Annotated in this window: 20 protein-coding genes and 2 pseudogenes; 6 read left to right on the top strand and 16 right to left on the bottom strand. The window is 34.3% G+C overall.

What is annotated here, in order from left to right; all coding sequences use genetic code 11:
* Positions 1 to 518: 518 nt before the first annotated feature.
* Positions 519 to 767, bottom strand: a complete 249-nt coding sequence (locus QUF93_RS12385) for a hypothetical protein (protein WP_002118722.1) — start codon at positions 765 to 767, stop codon at positions 519 to 521.
* 257 nt (positions 768 to 1,024) lie between these two features.
* On the opposite strand from QUF93_RS12385, the pseudogene QUF93_RS12380 reads away from it, so the two are divergent.
* A pseudogene (locus QUF93_RS12380) lies at positions 1,025 to 1,225 on the top strand (GNAT family N-acetyltransferase); the annotation flags it as partial.
* Positions 1,226 to 1,288: 63 nt separating this feature from the next.
* Here QUF93_RS12380 and QUF93_RS12375 read toward each other — a convergent pair.
* The 7 genes from QUF93_RS12375 to QUF93_RS12345 form a co-directional block, all read right to left on the bottom strand.
* A complete protein-coding gene (locus tag QUF93_RS12375) occupies positions 1,289 to 1,717 on the bottom strand; it encodes a GNAT family N-acetyltransferase (protein WP_002118719.1) in 429 nt (142 codons plus the stop codon).
* Between the two features lie 3 nt (positions 1,718 to 1,720).
* Positions 1,721 to 2,086, bottom strand: coding sequence for a cupin domain-containing protein (locus QUF93_RS12370; RefSeq protein ID WP_289358958.1), 366 nt, complete (start codon positions 2,084 to 2,086; stop codon positions 1,721 to 1,723).
* A 12-nt stretch (positions 2,087 to 2,098) separates the two neighbouring features.
* Positions 2,099 to 2,584: a GNAT family N-acetyltransferase gene (locus tag QUF93_RS12365; protein ID WP_002118714.1), complete on the bottom strand. Its 486-nt coding sequence runs from the start codon at positions 2,582 to 2,584 to the stop codon at positions 2,099 to 2,101.
* On the bottom strand, positions 2,581 to 3,141 hold the full coding sequence (locus QUF93_RS12360) for a 2'-5' RNA ligase family protein (protein ID WP_289358957.1): 561 nt from the start codon (positions 3,139 to 3,141) through the stop codon (positions 2,581 to 2,583). Before QUF93_RS12360 ends, QUF93_RS12365 begins: the two co-directional genes overlap by 4 nt.
* Before the next feature lie 6 nt (positions 3,142 to 3,147).
* Positions 3,148 to 3,714 carry a GNAT family N-acetyltransferase gene (locus QUF93_RS12355; RefSeq protein WP_088058438.1) on the bottom strand — a complete coding sequence of 189 codons (567 nt, stop codon included), beginning with the start codon at positions 3,712 to 3,714 and terminating at the stop codon, positions 3,148 to 3,150.
* Between the two features lie 252 nt (positions 3,715 to 3,966).
* Complete coding sequence (locus tag QUF93_RS12350) at positions 3,967 to 5,094, bottom strand: metallophosphoesterase (protein WP_289358956.1); 1,128 nt, start codon at positions 5,092 to 5,094, stop codon at positions 3,967 to 3,969.
* Between the two features lie 150 nt (positions 5,095 to 5,244).
* On the bottom strand, positions 5,245 to 5,667 hold the full coding sequence (locus QUF93_RS12345; protein ID WP_289358955.1) for a GNAT family N-acetyltransferase: 423 nt from the start codon (positions 5,665 to 5,667) through the stop codon (positions 5,245 to 5,247).
* 131 nt (positions 5,668 to 5,798) lie between these two features.
* Here QUF93_RS12345 and pdxR point away from each other — a divergent pair, with 131 nt between their 5' ends.
* A complete protein-coding gene (pdxR, locus tag QUF93_RS12340) occupies positions 5,799 to 7,199 on the top strand; it encodes a MocR-like pyridoxine biosynthesis transcription factor PdxR (protein WP_289358954.1) in 1,401 nt (466 codons plus the stop codon).
* Between the two features lie 46 nt (positions 7,200 to 7,245).
* Here the strand turns inward: pdxR and QUF93_RS12335 are convergent, their stop codons facing one another.
* Positions 7,246 to 8,103 carry a YitT family protein gene (locus tag QUF93_RS12335; protein ID WP_289375333.1) on the bottom strand — a complete coding sequence of 286 codons (858 nt, stop codon included), beginning with the start codon at positions 8,101 to 8,103 and terminating at the stop codon, positions 7,246 to 7,248.
* A 225-nt stretch (positions 8,104 to 8,328) separates the two neighbouring features.
* Between QUF93_RS12335 and QUF93_RS12330 the strand changes: the two genes are divergently transcribed.
* The 3 genes and pseudogenes from QUF93_RS12330 to QUF93_RS29025 all read left to right on the top strand — a co-directional run.
* Positions 8,329 to 9,207 carry a protein kinase family protein gene (locus QUF93_RS12330; protein ID WP_002118693.1) on the top strand — a complete coding sequence of 293 codons (879 nt, stop codon included), beginning with the start codon at positions 8,329 to 8,331 and terminating at the stop codon, positions 9,205 to 9,207.
* A 23-nt stretch (positions 9,208 to 9,230) separates the two neighbouring features.
* Positions 9,231 to 10,097, top strand: coding sequence for a GNAT family N-acetyltransferase (locus tag QUF93_RS12325; RefSeq protein ID WP_289358951.1), 867 nt, complete (start codon positions 9,231 to 9,233; stop codon positions 10,095 to 10,097).
* Positions 10,090 to 10,224 (top strand): annotated as a pseudogene (locus QUF93_RS29025) (class I SAM-dependent methyltransferase); the annotation flags it as partial. The gene QUF93_RS12325 and the pseudogene QUF93_RS29025, both read left to right, overlap by 8 nt.
* A 30-nt stretch (positions 10,225 to 10,254) precedes the next feature.
* Here the strand turns inward: QUF93_RS29025 and alr are convergent.
* Entirely contained in the window at positions 10,255 to 11,430 is a 1,176-nt protein-coding gene (alr, locus tag QUF93_RS12320) for an alanine racemase (RefSeq protein ID WP_002118687.1), read from the bottom strand.
* Positions 11,431 to 11,601: 171 nt separating this feature from the next.
* On the opposite strand from alr, the gene QUF93_RS12315 reads away from it, so the two are divergent.
* On the top strand, positions 11,602 to 12,063 hold the full coding sequence (locus tag QUF93_RS12315; protein ID WP_289375331.1) for a DinB family protein: 462 nt from the start codon (positions 11,602 to 11,604) through the stop codon (positions 12,061 to 12,063).
* 176 nt (positions 12,064 to 12,239) lie between these two features.
* On the opposite strand, the gene QUF93_RS12310 is transcribed toward QUF93_RS12315, so the two are convergent.
* The 6 genes from QUF93_RS12310 to QUF93_RS12285 form a co-directional block, all read right to left on the bottom strand.
* Positions 12,240 to 13,439, bottom strand: a complete 1,200-nt coding sequence (locus QUF93_RS12310; RefSeq protein ID WP_289358949.1) for an MFS transporter — start codon at positions 13,437 to 13,439, stop codon at positions 12,240 to 12,242.
* Positions 13,440 to 13,638: 199 nt separating this feature from the next.
* Positions 13,639 to 14,184 (bottom strand): MarR family winged helix-turn-helix transcriptional regulator, encoded by a 546-nt coding sequence (locus QUF93_RS12305; RefSeq protein WP_289358948.1) that lies wholly within the window; start codon positions 14,182 to 14,184, stop codon positions 13,639 to 13,641.
* A gap of 148 nt (positions 14,185 to 14,332) precedes the next feature.
* Complete coding sequence (locus tag QUF93_RS12300) at positions 14,333 to 15,109, bottom strand: Cof-type HAD-IIB family hydrolase (protein WP_289375330.1); 777 nt, start codon at positions 15,107 to 15,109, stop codon at positions 14,333 to 14,335.
* A gap of 6 nt (positions 15,110 to 15,115) precedes the next feature.
* A complete protein-coding gene (locus tag QUF93_RS12295) occupies positions 15,116 to 15,706 on the bottom strand; it encodes a histidine phosphatase family protein (RefSeq protein ID WP_289358946.1) in 591 nt (196 codons plus the stop codon).
* 114 nt (positions 15,707 to 15,820) lie between these two features.
* The gene (locus QUF93_RS12290) at positions 15,821 to 16,021 is read right to left on the bottom strand and encodes a 4-oxalocrotonate tautomerase (RefSeq protein WP_269719847.1); all 201 of its coding nucleotides are present in this window, start codon (positions 16,019 to 16,021) and stop codon (positions 15,821 to 15,823) included.
* Positions 16,022 to 16,036: 15 nt separating this feature from the next.
* The gene (locus tag QUF93_RS12285) at positions 16,037 to 16,825 is read right to left on the bottom strand and encodes a 2-keto-4-pentenoate hydratase (protein WP_289358945.1); all 789 of its coding nucleotides are present in this window, start codon (positions 16,823 to 16,825) and stop codon (positions 16,037 to 16,039) included.
* Between the last annotated feature and the right edge of the window lies 1 nt (position 16,826).

The raw sequence follows: 16,826 nt of genomic DNA, 5'->3' as shown, positions 1-16,826 counted from the left end.
AAACGCCTACGAGCATTCCCTTTATAGCTTCTATATCTTCCTCATGGGTGTCTACATAGTAGTTCTGTGAGTGCACCTCGTTTTCAATCTCGTGAGTTACGTTAATTGATCGTTTTATGTAATCTTAAGACAGACTCGAGGGAATAACTGTGAGTATGTTAACAATGAATAAAACTAGTGAGGTAGGACTATAAAGTTTCTACTTTTTTTGTTTGTATTGATGAGGTGGAACAACACGAATAGTACCTAACTGAGTATACCCTAAGAGTATTTCGCCTTCTCAGGTAGAGCTAAATAGGTATAGTTTATACCCTTTATAGTTCCTATGTTGATGTACTGAAAAGTGACCACACCGAGGTGGGGGTTTTACTATTTAGTATCACCTGACAGTTACTTTAATTGGTTAGAGATTGCACATCGCTCCACAGGAAGAACCAACTCCCTATAGCTACAACTAACAAGGCACCGAGCCAGCAAACCACTTGTTCATTACTATCTCCATAATATCCATTAGTTTCCTACCTCCCAATTGCTACTTTATAAGTTGTTCTCTTGTAGGTACCCGCATGAGACACCCTAAATCGTATATTCGTTCCAGTTAATTTATTTTCAACATATAGAGTTTTGTATTTCTTATTAAAGTTAGCTACAAAGTTCATTGCATCATCACCTATGAGAACGACTCTATCGTCACCGATATAAAACTCAATAGCTGCCTGATCTAGATCATCGTGCCAGTTAACCCACTTCGTAAACCACTTAAACATTTTATATTCCTCCTCTTAGTTTTCATAAATAGTTATTCTATTTATTCCCAATTCCCCCCTATCAATACCACCTGGGAAAGCCTATTTTATTCATCCTCTTTTTGTCGAATACTAGCTCACAAGTTTTGTCTGAATAGTCTTGACTTTGATAGCCTGTAACCTTTATGATTTATCTAAATGAATATATAAAAGAGTGGTCAATATAGGACAATCCTCTACAGTATACCTCCGCAAGCGTCACCTGCTGAGCTTTCCGTCTATCAGCTATGGTTATTGGCGTCTGTACACATCCGAATTATCGAGGGAATGGATATGCTTCGCTCATATTACAGAAAATGATCCAAGACTTTACGAAAGAAGGCCGAACACTTTGCTTATTTTATAACAATCCAACTGCTGGACGAATTTATAAGCGATTAGGATTTAAAGATATTGGCATGTGGACGTTGTATCGTTAAAGAGCCGATCTATTTATCGGCTTCTTTTATTTATATTGTGCTATTCCAGCTTGAGCTATATCCTCACTTCAAAGTCATAATTACCTGCCTTTCAACAAACCCAAACTCTTCGTACATCTCTTTCGCAAAATTCCCAGCAAATACATTCAACCGAATTTCTGAATACTTCTCCTTCAATTCCTTAATACCAGCTTCCATCAGTTCTCGCGATAATCCTTTCCCGCGATATTCTGGGAAAACGTACAATTCATATATAAATCCAAGTTTTTCACGAGAAAAATAGTCTGTATTTTCCCCTATTAATATCCATCCCATTACTTTATTTTCTTCTTTAATGACTAAATAATATGCTCCCTTTTCTACTAATGGCTCTGTAATTTCAATCGCTTTCTCTGTACTTAACTGACAGTTTCCTCTCGTCCCTTCAAAAAGCGATTGAGCTGCATATTTTAATATTTCTTTTGTATCTTCTTGATTTGCCTTTTCTATCATTTTTCACAACTCCCCATCACTAATAGGCATTAATATCGCTTGTTCAAGATTCTCCGATTCAATCACAATTGCCATCAATCCCTTTTCTGTACTTGTCTCATGAAACTCACCCTTCTCCCAATACACAGCTTGTCCAGCTTCCACCTTCACTTTTTCTTTATCTGCTCCACACACATATCCTTCGCCGTCCACAATAAGAAGCAGTTGCGATACAACTGCTTCTTGATATCCTATTATTCCATTCTCTTGTAAATGCATAGCACCGATATGTATATCCCCTTGATGCTTTAATATTTTTGACATTACAAAGTTAGATTGAAATGCTGATATATGCTTTCCTACTTTTTCACTGAAATCAAATATTTTCATTTCTGATCCTTCTTATATGTATAAAACCATCCTTACTGTCTGCATCATATGCCCTTCAAAATCTTCTTCAAATTGCTCTAGAGCCGCAAAACCTTTCGCTTCATAAAAGCGTTTTCCTTTTTCATTTGCTGCTTCTACATGTATGTACAGTTTCCGGATCCCTTTTAATGCCTTAATCCCGCTTTGTAATAAAGCACTCCCTATCCCTTTTCCTTGTTGATCTGGCAACAAATAAATCGCACCTAATTCTGCTTCATTTTGCAGTCTAACAGGTGAAAAATTCGCAAACCCAATTACTTCTCCCTCTTCTTCTGCAACGAATAAATGTGTATTTTTAAGACGATATTTCATTTTTTCATCAGAATATGCTTCATCTAAAAAACTATCTTGAATCTCTCTCGGTATAATTCCTTCATATGTATCATGCCAAGCTATTTTTGCTACGTTTTGTACAGCATGAATATCTTCTTGCTTCATTTCTCTAATTACATATGTCATCTCGCTGTCTCCATTCTCTTTAAATTATATTCTGCTAATATACTAGAAGAAATGGCAAAACCATTTTCATAGTTTACCTTAATTAATTTTAACTTCTCAATCGAAGCTATTGTAACATCAAATTTTTCATATATATAATCCATTACACTTAAAAACTGATTTAAATTTAACCCATTTGCAATCGTGCAATGCGGAATCCATTTTCCTGGTACGTAATATGAATTTGGAATATCATGAAAAGTTTTGAAATAATTATGATAAGAATGATGAAGTCTTAATAATTCATCAGTAATGGTCGGTGCTAGAAAGATCGTTCCGTTAGTAGGAAAAGTTCCAACAGAAGGGAACGTTACAGCAGCGATGTTCTCTTGAATAGCTACAAACCCTTCTAATTTCTCCGTATATAAATTAACATCCAACTCATTATAATCAGCCAATGTAATATGGGGTTCTACTCCAGCTAGTTGATTTGTTCCAATTAAATTTGTTAATTCATTTTGCAGTTCTGTAATTTTATTAATAAACAAACGATCAAATGTAGCAATAATAGCGTACATGCTTCCTCACCCCTTCGTTACACATAACTCTTCCCATTCTTCACGAATCATTCCCATTCGAATAGAATCATAGTATGTTCCGTTATAATATCGGCATTTTCGCATTCTACCTTCTAAGCTCATTCCTATTTTCTCCGCTACTTTCATCATTCGTTCATTACCAGACCACGTTGTGAGCCCTACTCTACCAATCTCCATATTTTCGAATAGTAAATCTCGATATAATGTTAATGCTTCTGTACCGTAGCCACCATTCCAGTATGTTGGATCATAAATAACAATTCCCATCTCCAACCAACGCGTCGGTTTATGCTCCCAATAAAATCCGACTGTCCCAATAATTTGACCGTTATTTTCTATAATTAATTTTGATAGAGGTTCTTCTTGTAAATGAGTTTGCATCTTCTCTTTATAGGACGAGTATTCTTGCATTGCAAACGGAAAATACGGTGCATCCCATTTCTTCCATTCTGGATTTTCTTCTTTAAATATGAAGCTCCATAATGTTTTTATATCTGATTCTTCTATTGTACGAATTGTAACTTTGTTCCCCTTTAGTATAACGTTTTGCATAATTTCCTCCTACATTCCTCTTTATTTCATATACAATTATAATATTTTTTCAGAAAAATCAAAACACAAACCTTCAATCATTTAATAATACTATTAATACCTGAAATTACAGATGCCGCTGCGGAATTTCGTACATACTTTTATTAAACTAAAGAAAAACGAAGTTTCCGGAGATGAACTATATAACAACTTAGAAGAAATACACTTTCAACACCTACAGCATAAAAAATAGGAGGTTATATCCCTCCCATTTTAGCTAAATATTGTATTTCCCTTCTTGTCTATCTCAAGTAGAATCCCTTTCTCTATCCAGCCTTCTACACCATCTTTTTTAATTAAATCATATCCCATGCATCTACCATCAATTAAAGAAACTGTATCCCCTTTTCTAATATTGATTTGTGCGCAAGAAATATCCGTTTTCACTGTATACTCACCTGATTCAAGTTGCTTTATATACTCGTTTTTAACATGAAGTAGTTCATTTGTTCCTAGTTGTTTACATACGGTAAAATCTTTCATTCTCTCCACAGGCTCTATGTAATAATGCGGATATGTAACCCCACCTTTCATTACTGAATTCGCATTAAAATCGGCCGATACTTCATACTGTGGAAAATGATCTACATATGTATAGGAAAATGTATCATTTAAAATATCTCGATGAATAATAAATGCATTTAATTGCCCTGCTTCTTTAATCGCATTACCACCATCAATCGCAATAATTTTTTTCACATTATCAATAACTGGATTGTTAGACGGCGCCTCCTCGGAATAGTTCACAACAGGCCAATGCCCAACAATTACGTACTTATCCGCCCTATGTGACTTATTAAAAAACTCTGGCATTGCAATTGCATTTTTCCTGTCTGTTTGTTTCCAATCCTCTCTATCTTCAAGGCCAGCATGTACAAAAATATAATCCTCAGTTTCAATAGCAGTAGGCAATTCTGTTAGCCACTTTATTTCTTTTGAAAAATGGCTCATCAAAATGTTTTTCACTTCACGAATATCACTTTCTTCATTAACGGTAACGTTCAATTGCTCTAGCCATTCATTAAAAATGGTATTTTTTCGCGTACATAAATAATTTATTAGCTCAGGATTTTCATGTACAAGTGCTTCAACTACAACTTCACAATTCCCTTCAACAACATAAACATTTGGCTTGCTAACTACTAGATCCATCACATAGTTTACGACGCCAATGCTATCATTCCCCTTCTCACAAAGATCGCCATTTATAATTAAATAATCATCATCTTTAAAATTAACTTTATGTAATAATTCCTTTAAAAGATTTAATTCGCCATGAATATCAGATATTACGATAACTCTTACACCTTTTGGGATTAATAGTTTCTGAATTTTTTCCAAGTATAAACTCCCCTAACCTTCTTTTAATTCAATATTATCGTCTCAATTATAAAAAAACTATTCGACAAAATAAGCAATTAACCCTTTTCATCTTATACTTCTAAATAAAAGTAGGTTCTATATGGTATCTCACATAGAACCTACTTAGTATTATAACTCTTTATAAAAAGAATAACTTACCTTATCATAGCCTTCTCTTTCATAAAAACGATGGGCATCAACTCTTGGAAACGCTGATGTAAGAACGATAGAACCGCACCCTTTTTCTCCCCCCCATTTTTCTACATATGACAGTAGAACCTTACCATATCCTTTTGATCTGTGCGCTTCTGCAGTTACAAGATCATATACGAAAACATGTTTCTCATTATAGAAATTCGTACAAATCGCTACACCAGCTAGACTAACAACTTCATCATCTTCATTCTGTAACGAGAGTAGTTTATAATTTTCGTCTTTCATTTTTTGAAATAAAGAACTTGCTTCCTCTCTTGAAAGTTTCGTTCGTAATTGCTGTAATACGGGGAATACATCATGTAAATCTGCTTCTGTTATTACTTCTCTAATATTCATTATGATTCTCTCCTTACTATTCATAAAATTTTCTAAATGTTGTATCATTATTATAAAAAGTAACTGCCCCTAACTTAAGTGACAGTTCGATTATTTTTTATATGGCCAGTTTTTAAAGGAGAATTCATAAAATGGATCTTACTATCCCATTACAATTAGAAAGTAAAACACCAATTTACTTACAAATTTACGAATATATGAAACGAGAAATCTCTCAGGGATCACTGCCTGCCGGTACACGCCTTCCTTCTCACAGAAATTTAGCGGTACAACTTAATGTTAGCCGTATTACTGTTGAATCTGCTTATCAACAATTACTAGCTGAGGGTTATGTAGAAAGTAAACCTAAACGTGGGATTTTTGTTGCAGAGGTTGATATTGATATTATGCCAAAAAGTGAAAGCATTGCGTCACGCAAAACTAAAAACACGATAGAAGAACTATATGACTTTGATTGTAGCCAAGGACTTATTGATCAAAAAGCTTTTCCCATTACAAACTGGAAAAGAGCATTACACGAAACCTTATTCCAGTACGAAGATAAATTATTTTCTAAAGAAGATCCTCAAGGCGAGTTTATTCTACGAGAGCATATTTCAAAATATTTATATCATGCCCGCGGGGTACATTCTTCACCTGATCAAATTATTATCGGAGCCGGTACACAGCCTCTTCTTTGGCTACTACTTCAACTGCTTGGTTCAAAAAAAGCATACGGAATCGAAAACCCTGGATTTCACCGTATAACTGCTATGATTCAAAGTGCTGATCTTCCTGTTCACCCTATCCCTTTAGATAGTAAAGGGATTCATATTTCAGCTTTACGTGAATCAGGTGCTAATGTAGCATACGTCACTCCATCTCACCAATTTCCACTTGGAATAATTATGCCTTTATCTAGAAGACTCGAACTATTAAAATGGGCGAATGATTGCGGGGGATATATTATTGAAGATGATTACGACGGGGAATTCCGCTATGTAGGAAAACCTATTCCTTCTTTACAAGGACTGGATTCAAAGGAACGTGTTATTTATATGGGAACTTTTTCAAAATCCTTTTTACCTTCTTTACGAATGGGCTATATCGTTTTACCACTTCATCTATTAAAAGTCTATAAAGAGCTTGAAGGTAAGTTTAAACAAACAGTTTCCACAATACAGCAACTCGCTTTTGCAACCTTTATTCACAATGGTGATTGGGAGCGTCATTTAAACCGTAGTCGTACGTTATATAAGAGAAAGCATACATTACTAGTTAAATCTATCAAAAATGAAATGGAATCTCGCGTACAAATACTTGGCGAACAGTCAGGACTTCATATCGTACTTCACGTTCATAATGGGATGAACGAACAAGAACTTATTCATGCCGCTGCGAAACAACGCATTAAGTTGTACCCTCTCTCAACATACGATTCTGTTCATAATTTAAGGGGGGCATCGTATGTATTACTCGGTTTCGGGAGTATTCCAGAAGATTGTATCGAAACGGTTGTCAAATTACTGAAAAAAGTCTGGTTCCCTAAGTAAAAATAACTCCACGCAAGTTATACTTACGTGGAGTTATTTTTACTCACTATTTTTCTGATACTTGCCCTGATCTCGCTGTCCTTCCTGGACGCTTTACACCAGTTGTTTCTGTTGAATAAGAAGCTTCAATTATAGCACTTGGATCTACAGAGAGAACGAGATCTTTCATTTTTGGATAAATGAAACGGTTAGTAATACAATAAATGATTCTCTTATGCTCTCCTAAAAAACCACCTTCTCCATGTAGATACGTAACGGATAATTGCAATTCTTTCATAAGTAGATCGCCTATTTCTTTATTCTTACCAGAAATAATCATGACGCTCTTCCCTTGATTAATACCGTCTAATATGAAATCAATCATTTTCGTAACAATATAGAAAATCGCTAATGAAAACATCGCTTGCTCAATTGAAAATAAAATAGCAACAAATACAAAAATAACCGCATTTACAGCAAGTAAAAATGTACTAATTGGCACTTTAAAATGTTTGTTCATCCAAACAGCTAACATTTCTGACCCATCAATTGCTCCGCCCATTTTTACAACGATCCCAACTCCAACACCAAATAGAACTCCTCCATAAAGTACAATTAATAATTCCGAAGTCGTAATTGCTGGGAATGGTTTTAAGTAAATCAATCCGAGTGTTGTAACAACATTTGCATAAGATGTACGGATGAAGAACTTCTTTCCCATTACTTTTGCAGTAAATAATAAAATAGGAATATTAAGTCCTAAAAATACTCCATAAAGCGGTAATCCTGCAACTTTATTTGCCATAATAGCAATCGCGGTTACCCCTCCGTCCACTAGTCCATTAGGCGCTAAAATAAGCTCTAGTGAACCCGCTACAATAATAGATCCAATTGTTAATAATACGTATTCGAATACTTTTTTCATTCATTACCCCCAAAACATATATATTTTCTCAGTATTATTTTAACGTAATTTTTCTGTAAATACCAAGAAATCGGCTTATATACACACATTTTTCACTTTTTTGGTAATTTTTATGTAGCATTGCTAGCTTTCATACAGAAATAATTACAATCCTAGATGCCCCTCATACTTACATTATGTTATATAATTAATTCATAGAATTTACAGAATAAAAGGAGAATTCCGATGTTACAACAACTATTCACTTCCCCCATCCTATCCGCCCAAGCACTACATCCAGGATATGAAGACCATGCAAGCGACGTGTTTCTCGTAAAAACAGAGACTGAAGAAGTTATCGTTCGTTCTTCAAAAATGACTGAGGAACCACACGATGATTTTTGGTGGGGTTGCAAAAAACTTTTTGGAATTGATCCAAGAAATGTACACCAATTAGAAACGATACACACTTTATTGAAAAAATGTACCACCTTACCCATCCCGACTATTTTACAAAAACATGTTTTAGATGGAAGAGAGTATGTTATCGCCGAAAAACTAGCAGGAAATACGCTGCAATCATTTATCGGCCAACCTGATTCTATTTTATTCAGCCTTGGAAAAGGACTAGCAGCGATTCATTCGTTTCAAGCAAACTTTATAGGAAACCCATCAAGTACTTTCCAAGTTCCACTAGAAGAATTTAAATCTCACATTTTAAAAGTAAGCAAGAACCTTGTACATATGTTTTATTCCGATAACGCAAGCATACATAACGCATTTCATACTTTTGAGTCACAGCTCTCTTCCTTGCCAGCACCGAGGGAATCTACACTCGTTTTAATCGATATGGATCCTACTCAATTTTTATCAGATGGTCAATCTATTACTGGTTTAGTAGATACAGAAGCTTATGCAATTGCTCCACGAGAGTTCGATTTTATCGGGTTAGAATATGTACTTACAGAAAAAGAGGCTCTTGCTTTTAAACAAGGTTATGAGACTATTATGCCCATTCCTTGTCTTGAAGAATGTAGACAACCCTATCGATATTTATATCGCTTATTATCTGTTCAAGGTAGTGTGGAGTTAAAAAAGTGGTTACGTCACCCATCCTATTTTTAGAAACGATTGCGAGGGATTATGAAATGAATATTGAAAAAAAGAAATCTTTAACAGCAGCCGAAATTCAGCAAATGAAAGATTTAGCTCATATTTGCGGACAACACGATAAAATTGATTACTCGTCAGATTTACATGTCAACTTTTTAACTGCCCGTAATAAAGATATGGTAAATGATTTTCTATTTTATGATGATATTCAATTAATCGGTGCATTAAGTATGTATGACTTTGAAAGACCGACAAAAATGGAATTAATAGGGTTTGTTCATCCGGACTATAGGAAACAACATATAGGCACTACTCTTTTACAAACTGCAATGAAAGAAATACAAAAAAGAGAAGCAGATGAAGCCCTTCTTATAATTAATGGTGACTCTATTTCAGGGAAATCATTTGCAAAACAAATGAACTTGCCTTATTTATATAGTGAGTACGGTATGGAGTTCAAAACAAACGAAGCACAAAAAACAATAAAAAATAATACTAACCTTATCGTTGCATCTTCTGAATTACTTCCTGATCTTATAGAAATCGCTAGTAAAGCTTTTGGAGATTCGGCAGCAAATACATCCACATGGTTACAAAAAACGATGAAGTCACCTTCTCATCAAGTTTACATTGCTCTTATTAATGAAAAAGCAATTGGAACAATTACCGTTACTGAGCAAGAGCAATCTACTACACTATCAGGATTCGCAGTTCATCCTTCTTATCAAGGTAAAGGATACGGTAAAGATATTCTTAGTTATATGGTACATACACTTATTACAGAAGGAGTTTCAACAATTGAATTAGACGTCGAAACGAAAAATAACAATGCTTTAAAACTATATACACAATGCGGTTTTGAAATTATGACAAAGTATGATTATTATGGATTGTTGGAATAAGAGTGACTTTTCTATCGAGGAAGCATGTTATTCTAGAGACGAAATTATTACCTCTTTAAAAGCTGTAAGATTTAACAATATACAACTACATGGCATAAATAGAACATTTTTCATTTGTCAAAAATAAAAAACTGAATCCTATCGATTCAGTTTTTTATTATTTTTTTCTTAATATATTTACAATCGCAGTCGTTTCATCATTTTCTTTATAGACACGTGGAATTCTTCTGTCTAACATACATGTAACTTCATAGTTAATTGTACCTAACATATCAGCTATTTCTTCTACTGCAATCTCTTCTTCACCTTGTTTGCCGTAGAATACAACTTCGTCTCCTACTTGTACTGGCATTGCATTTGTAACATCTAGCATAAGCTGATCCATACAAACACGGCCAATTACAGGTACTCGTACTTCGTTTATTAGTGCATACCCTTTATTAGAGAGCTGACGATTATAACCATCAGCATAACCAATCGGTACAGTTGCAATCCATTCTTCGCCCGTTGTTACATACGTATTTCCATAACTAACACCACGATTTTTCTTCGCATGTTTAACATGAGCTACTTTTGATTTTAAAGACAACGCTGGTTTTAACGCTACAACAGTATGATCAACTTCTTTCGAAGGATACATTCCATAGATTCCAATACCGACACGAACCATATTTTGAAATGTGTTGCTAAGTTCCATTGATCCTGCACTGTTTGAACTGTGAATATATAGAAAATGAATTCCCAATTCTTTTGCTGTATTTACAGCTTTTTCGAATAAACTTGTTTGCATATTCGTATATGCTTTATCAATTTCATCAGCGGTAGAGTAATGTGTAAACATTCCTACCACTTCTACATACTCCATACGGTTTAATTCTTCTAAAAATGGTTTAACTTCTTCTTCTTGTAAACCGATACGACTCATTCCTGTATCAATTTTCACTTGAATTTGTGCTTTCTTTTGAATACGGTTTGCAATTTCATTTATACTTTGTAAATCTTCAATTCTATAAACAGTCATCATAACATCATATTGAATTGCATCTTCTACAGCTGCTACTGATGTATAACCTAAAATTAAAATCGGTACAGTGATTCCCGCTTCTCTTAATTCTATTGCTTCATCTACAAATGCAACTGCAAGCTGGTTTATTCCTGCTTCAATTGCAGATTTGGCAACTTCAACTGCTCCGTGGCCATACCCATTCGCTTTTACAGCAGCCATCATTGCAATATTTTCATCATTTACACGTTTTTTAAATTCTTTTACATTATGTTTTACAGCATTTAAGTCAACTTCAACAATTGTATCTCTTCCATATTTCAAGCTCATTGGTCTAACTCCTAACTCAATAATTACATTCCATTCTATTTCACGTTTCATATGACCTTTTACAATATAATACTTTTCAATATGCTAGTCAAACTACTAGAATTTTCGGAATTTTTAGTATGATATAATACCCTTAAGAAATTATTATATACGGAGATGAGGAGAATTACAATGTTTGTTCAATCTGCATTGCATCAACTACAAGTTGCTGTTGATACTTCTATTCAAATGCTTAACCAATATAATGAAGGCGATTTAAAAATACAACCAATTCACTCAAAACGATCAGTATATGAAATGTGTGCACATCTTTCTCTTATTTGCCATGCAGATTTACTCATTTTAAATGGTATTACGGAAAAAGAGTTACATACCTTTTATATAGAACATACACCTGAAACAATTGCTCATATGCAACAAACAATGATCGAAGGATACAATCTTCTCTCTAAAACATTTCTTTCCTATTCCCAAGTAGAATTAGCAGAAGTTATGACTGCCTATTGGGGTATTTCTTATTCACGCTTTGAATGGTTACTTGAAATCGTTGCACACTTTTATCATCATCGTGGACAAATTCATATTTTATTAGTTGAGCATATGAAAGATCCTTGCATTCCTTTATTTGAGTGATTTTCCACTCATTCTTTATTCAATTTACATACCTAATAAAATTTTAGTTAATATGAAATCACCACTTTCTTTCTATATAAATGTAATTTTAAAATTTTGCATAAAAACGGTCAGCCCCTGACAAAGTTAACATATAGAGAGAAAGCGAATGCCTGATCACTTTATATAAACCAATTTCACGCCTTATCAAACATAGATTCGTTATTTATAAAGAGCGAAACAACAAAACCAATAAAGAGTATCAATCCTAATAAAATAAACGTCTGAGCATAGTCCCCTATTTTCATAAGATAAATAGAAATGATAGGTCCTATACTTGTTCCTAAAAATAAAATGAAAGTATAAATAGAAACCGCTATCCCTCGTGCATTTCCTCCTAATTGACCGACAAGTGTAACTAAGGATGGAACGGATATAGCAATACCTATTACAAAACAAACACTCATCATGACAAGTAGAGGCAGATGCGAAACAAAGCCCATTGAACTTAGACTAAAAATAGCGACCAACAATCCACCCTGAAGAACTTTCCTTACTTCGAAACTCTTTGTTAAACGCCCCGCAATCGGTGACAGCATCATACCAAATAGCCCCGCTAAGCGAAAATAAAGGATTTGTTCTGCAGTTAAATTGTAAGTAGGAGAGCTCAAATAATTCCCTAAAACAGTATACATATTAACAAAAGCCATTAATAAAACAAACGCAATCATATAGCTCAATACTAAGCTTTTATGTGTAAAGACTTTACCCATCTGTTTAATTGGTCCCAAAATATCAGTATAGGACTGAAACGTTTCCCCTTTCGGAAGAAAATAATGAACCCCTACAGCAGTAATGATATAGACAATACTAAGAAGAAAGAACACCATATGCCATCCAAAATGCTGACTAACAGCAGTACTTATTACTTGCCCTGCAATTCCAGCTACTAAAAAACCGGTACTAACAAATCCTATTGTTGTAACCTTTTTTTCTACTGGAAACATTTCTACAACGTAAGCTAACGCTACTGGAGAAAATGTAGCTGCTGCTATACCCTGTAATCCTCTAAAAATAACAAGCCAAAATAGACTATCTACAAACCCTAAGGAAAAAGAAATAATCGACAGTGCGAGCAATCCAATAAAGATCACTTTTTTCCGCCCATATTTATCAGAGATTGCCCCAAATAACAAACAACCTATAGCAAAACCAACAGAAAATATACTGCCTGTAGCTGCAGATTGCGCTAGTGAAGCATTAAAAAGGTCTGAAAATAGAGCGATTAAAGGTATTGTTACATATAGGCTAGACATAACTACCATACCCGACCAACATAATACAGCTGTCATTATTGTGTAATTCTTTTCACTATTTACTTCCTTTCGTATTTCCATCATAAAATCTCTCCCTTATTACGATTTGTTTTATCAGTTTAAAATCTCCAAAGCACTCAAAATAACATTCCTTTAACTGTTACTTATTTTAATTACATCGCAAAACTTATCACCGCCACCTATACAGTTAGTTAAGCATATAATAAGGTAACCTAATTATATATCCAAATAAATAAGTTGACCTTCATAATCAACTTATTTACCTACCTTCTCCTAATTTCACCTGCATAGTTACTTGCATTTTATTTAATAGCTTCTCTAAAACTTGACGCTCTTCTTGATTAAAGTCATCAACTAACGAAGCGCAAGATAACCAAAAAGTTGGTAAAGAATGCGTAACTAGTTCTTTTCCTTTCGGAGTAATTTTCACCTTTAATCTTCTTCGATCTTCAGAATGATGGAATCTTACGATTAACTCTCGTTTCTCCATCCAATCTAATAAACCAGTGACAGAAGCACGTGTAATCCCTAATCGACTCGCAATCCCCGAAGGACTCATGTTCACTTCTTCCCCATTCGATTCCATTTCACGCAAAATAAACAACAGTAAAAAATCTAATTTACTTTCCGAAATACCAAGCGGAGCTAAATCTAGGTCAACAGCATCAAGAACATTATCAGACGTCCATAACATTAACAAACCAAGTTTTGCTGCGATTGGATCCGTATCCGCTGATGCTGTCTTTTTTATTAACTCTGCATAAGGTTCAATCCCTAAAGGAAGAGAATCTTTTCTTGAATCCATTCATCTTCACTCTCCTTTCCCCTTAATTAATTAGCTTACCTAACTATTTTTCATTATACTCACATTCTTCCTTTTATTGCAAGAATATTGTTAGACAAAAAAATCCTGTTATTAACACAGGATTTTTTTACGCTGACAAATTATTTTTTCAAATAATCCCAAACTCTTTTAAAGCAAAAGAAATGCCACCTTCACTTGATTTCTTTGTAACGAAATCTGCTCTTGTTTTTAACTCTTTTCCGCCATTCTCCATCGCAATCCCTAATCCTACATACTGCAACATCTCAATATCATTTCCACCGTCGCCAAAAGCAATTGCTTCTGATTTACAAATGTTTAAATGCTCCAATACCTTTTGAATAGCCGTTAATTTTGATACTTTATTATCTTCTAATACATTCATAACGTAACTATGAAAACGTTCAAACGTAAGTGCTGGATATCTTTCAAAGAATTTTAGAGCTTCTGTTTCATCAGCATACAGACATACACAATAAATCTCTTCTGATAAGTTTCTAACTTTGTCAGGATACCGCTCTAAATTTAAAGTTTCGTTTAATGCTCGTATTACACGTTCATCTTTTGAGGCAATATTATTCATTGCAAAATCCTCTGTAAAATAAGAAACACCATGACCATGTAACTCAGCGAAATTTGAAATATCCTGCACAATTTCTCTTGAAAGTACCGATTTATGTATGACCTCTTCCTCACACTTGATATGTGCACCGTTTGCAGAAATAAACATATTTATGCCCAAATCTTTAAATTGTGAGCATAAACTATATGGTCTCCCAGTTGTAACGACTACGTGAATTCCTTTATCTATTAATCTTTGTATCGCTTCTTTTGTACTTTCGTGCATACTTCTATCAATCTCGTTTAAAAGCGTACCGTCAACATCAAAAAATACAACTTTGTACATATCCGCTTACATTCCATCTAAATGATTTGTATCATTTATAAAATGAACCGTTTTCTGTTTATCCGTAAGTTCAATCAAACTTATTCCCGTATCTCCCATTTTAAAATAATAGTCCATTGAAATTGGCATTTGGAAAAACGCTCGTAAAATACTATTTATTACACCACCGTGTGCAACAATTGCAATTCGATTATATGTATTTTCTATCACGATTTTAGAAAATATTCCTTCTATCCTCATTCGAAATTCGATAAATGATTCACCATTTTCAAAACGGTCATGAAGAAACTTTGGCTCAGGATATTTCTTTGCTTCTTCAAAAGACAAGCCGGCTTGTACCCCATTATTAAACTCCATTAATTCCTCTTCTAATTGAATTGGACACCCAATTCCTTCAGCTAACGTTTCAGCAGTTTCACGAGCACGTTTTAATGTACTTGCCCAAATGAAATCTGGTGCAAAATCCTTTTTCACTTTCTGTACAAGTCTTTGTACTTGCTGTCTTCCCTTTTCTGTTAATTCAAAGTCCGCTCGTCCTTCATGTACATGTAAAATGTCAGCTTCTGATTCTCCGTGTCGTATTAGTAGTATTTGCATGTTTACGCCCCCTTATCTCCTTAAAACCAAGACTAAATTTTAACATATTATTAAAACTTTTCAAAATAATAAAAGCAATCCCCATTCATAAAAGAATGAACATTGCTTTTATTACTAACTTTCTTTTAAACTAGCTTTAGACTTTCCTCCTACTCCCCAATGTGAACTCGGGATTTCATTCACTAGAACACGCACTCTTCCAACATCTACATCTAAGTTTTTCGCAACCACCTCTGTAACATCAAATATTAGATTTTGAATTTGCTCCTTCTTTCTACCTTCTATTATTTGAATTTGTATAATGGGCATTTTTATCTCTCGCTTTACTTTTTATTCACAAAACATCGCTATACTTCCTAAATCATCAAATTGTGCAATAATAGAATCTCCTGCTTTGAAAGCAATCGCTTCTGATAATGCTCCACTTAATACGATATCACCTTTTTTAAATCCTTCATTTTGTAAACCAAGTTTATTTACCGCCCAAGCAATCGCCTCTGCTGGATGTCCCAGTACAGCTGCCCCCGTTCCAGTTGTAGCAATCTTACCATTCTTCGACATAACCATCCCTACATTAGCTAAATCTATATCTTTAACATCAATCCACTTACTTCCTAACAAAAATTTTGAAGATGAACAATTATCTGCTATTACGTCAGGTAATGTAAATTTGAAATTTAAATACCTACTATCAATAATTTCTAAAGCTGGCGCAACATATTTCGTTGCCTTTAATACATCCTCAGCTGTCACATTCGTCCCTTGTAAATCCTCACCCATTAAAAAGGCAATCTCTGGTTCTACTTTTGGATGAATCAATGTTTCGTATTGTAATGGCTCCCATTCGAACGCTAACATATCTTCCAACAAATATCCGTATATCGCTTCATCAATACCCATCATTTGTTGTTTTGCCTTACTTGTTAATCCAAGTTTTACCCCAACTCTTTTAGAACCTTCGTTCATTTTTTGTTCAATTAAACATTTTTGCAATCTATATGCGTCATCCACCGTTAAATCCGGATACTTATCTGTTACTTTCACTACTTCTTTTCTATCTTTTTCAGCCTGAAGTAAATAGTCAACAATTTCTATATCTGCCCCTTTTACTAAAGCCATC

It is taken from the genome of Bacillus hominis, from assembly GCF_030348325.1.
Lineage (GTDB): Bacteria > Bacillota > Bacilli > Bacillales > Bacillaceae_G > Bacillus_A > Bacillus_A hominis.
Note: the sequence above shows the minus strand (reverse complement) of the source record. Positions and strands in the feature narration are given on the sequence as shown.

Excerpts from the sequence above, each read along its gene's own strand:
- QUF93_RS12385 (WP_002118722.1), bottom strand. The coding sequence starts at position 767 with ATGTTTAAGTGGTTTACGAAGTGGGTTAACTGGCACGATGATCTAGAT.
- QUF93_RS12375 (WP_002118719.1), bottom strand. The coding sequence starts at position 1,717 with ATGATAGAAAAGGCAAATCAAGAAGATACAAAAGAAATATTAAAATAT.
- QUF93_RS12370 (WP_289358958.1), bottom strand. The coding sequence starts at position 2,086 with ATGAAAATATTTGATTTCAGTGAAAAAGTAGGAAAGCATATATCAGCA.
- QUF93_RS12365 (WP_002118714.1), bottom strand. The coding sequence starts at position 2,584 with ATGACATATGTAATTAGAGAAATGAAGCAAGAAGATATTCATGCTGTA.
- QUF93_RS12360 (WP_289358957.1), bottom strand. The coding sequence starts at position 3,141 with ATGTACGCTATTATTGCTACATTTGATCGTTTGTTTATTAATAAAATT.
- QUF93_RS12355 (WP_088058438.1), bottom strand. The coding sequence starts at position 3,714 with ATGCAAAACGTTATACTAAAGGGGAACAAAGTTACAATTCGTACAATA.
- QUF93_RS12345 (WP_289358955.1), bottom strand. The coding sequence starts at position 5,667 with ATGAATATTAGAGAAGTAATAACAGAAGCAGATTTACATGATGTATTC.
- pdxR (WP_289358954.1), top strand. The coding sequence starts at position 5,799 with ATGGATCTTACTATCCCATTACAATTAGAAAGTAAAACACCAATTTAC.
- QUF93_RS12335 (WP_289375333.1), bottom strand. The coding sequence starts at position 8,103 with ATGAAAAAAGTATTCGAATACGTATTATTAACAATTGGATCTATTATT.
- QUF93_RS12330 (WP_002118693.1), top strand. The coding sequence starts at position 8,329 with ATGTTACAACAACTATTCACTTCCCCCATCCTATCCGCCCAAGCACTA.
- QUF93_RS12325 (WP_289358951.1), top strand. The coding sequence starts at position 9,231 with ATGAATATTGAAAAAAAGAAATCTTTAACAGCAGCCGAAATTCAGCAA.
- alr (WP_002118687.1), bottom strand. The coding sequence starts at position 11,430 with ATGAGCTTGAAATATGGAAGAGATACAATTGTTGAAGTTGACTTAAAT.
- QUF93_RS12315 (WP_289375331.1), top strand. The coding sequence starts at position 11,602 with ATGTTTGTTCAATCTGCATTGCATCAACTACAAGTTGCTGTTGATACT.
- QUF93_RS12310 (WP_289358949.1), bottom strand. The coding sequence starts at position 13,439 with ATGGAAATACGAAAGGAAGTAAATAGTGAAAAGAATTACACAATAATG.
- QUF93_RS12305 (WP_289358948.1), bottom strand. The coding sequence starts at position 14,184 with ATGGATTCAAGAAAAGATTCTCTTCCTTTAGGGATTGAACCTTATGCA.
- QUF93_RS12300 (WP_289375330.1), bottom strand. The coding sequence starts at position 15,109 with ATGTACAAAGTTGTATTTTTTGATGTTGACGGTACGCTTTTAAACGAG.
- QUF93_RS12295 (WP_289358946.1), bottom strand. The coding sequence starts at position 15,706 with ATGCAAATACTACTAATACGACACGGAGAATCAGAAGCTGACATTTTA.
- QUF93_RS12285 (WP_289358945.1), bottom strand. The coding sequence starts at position 16,825 with ATGGCTTTAGTAAAAGGGGCAGATATAGAAATTGTTGACTATTTACTT.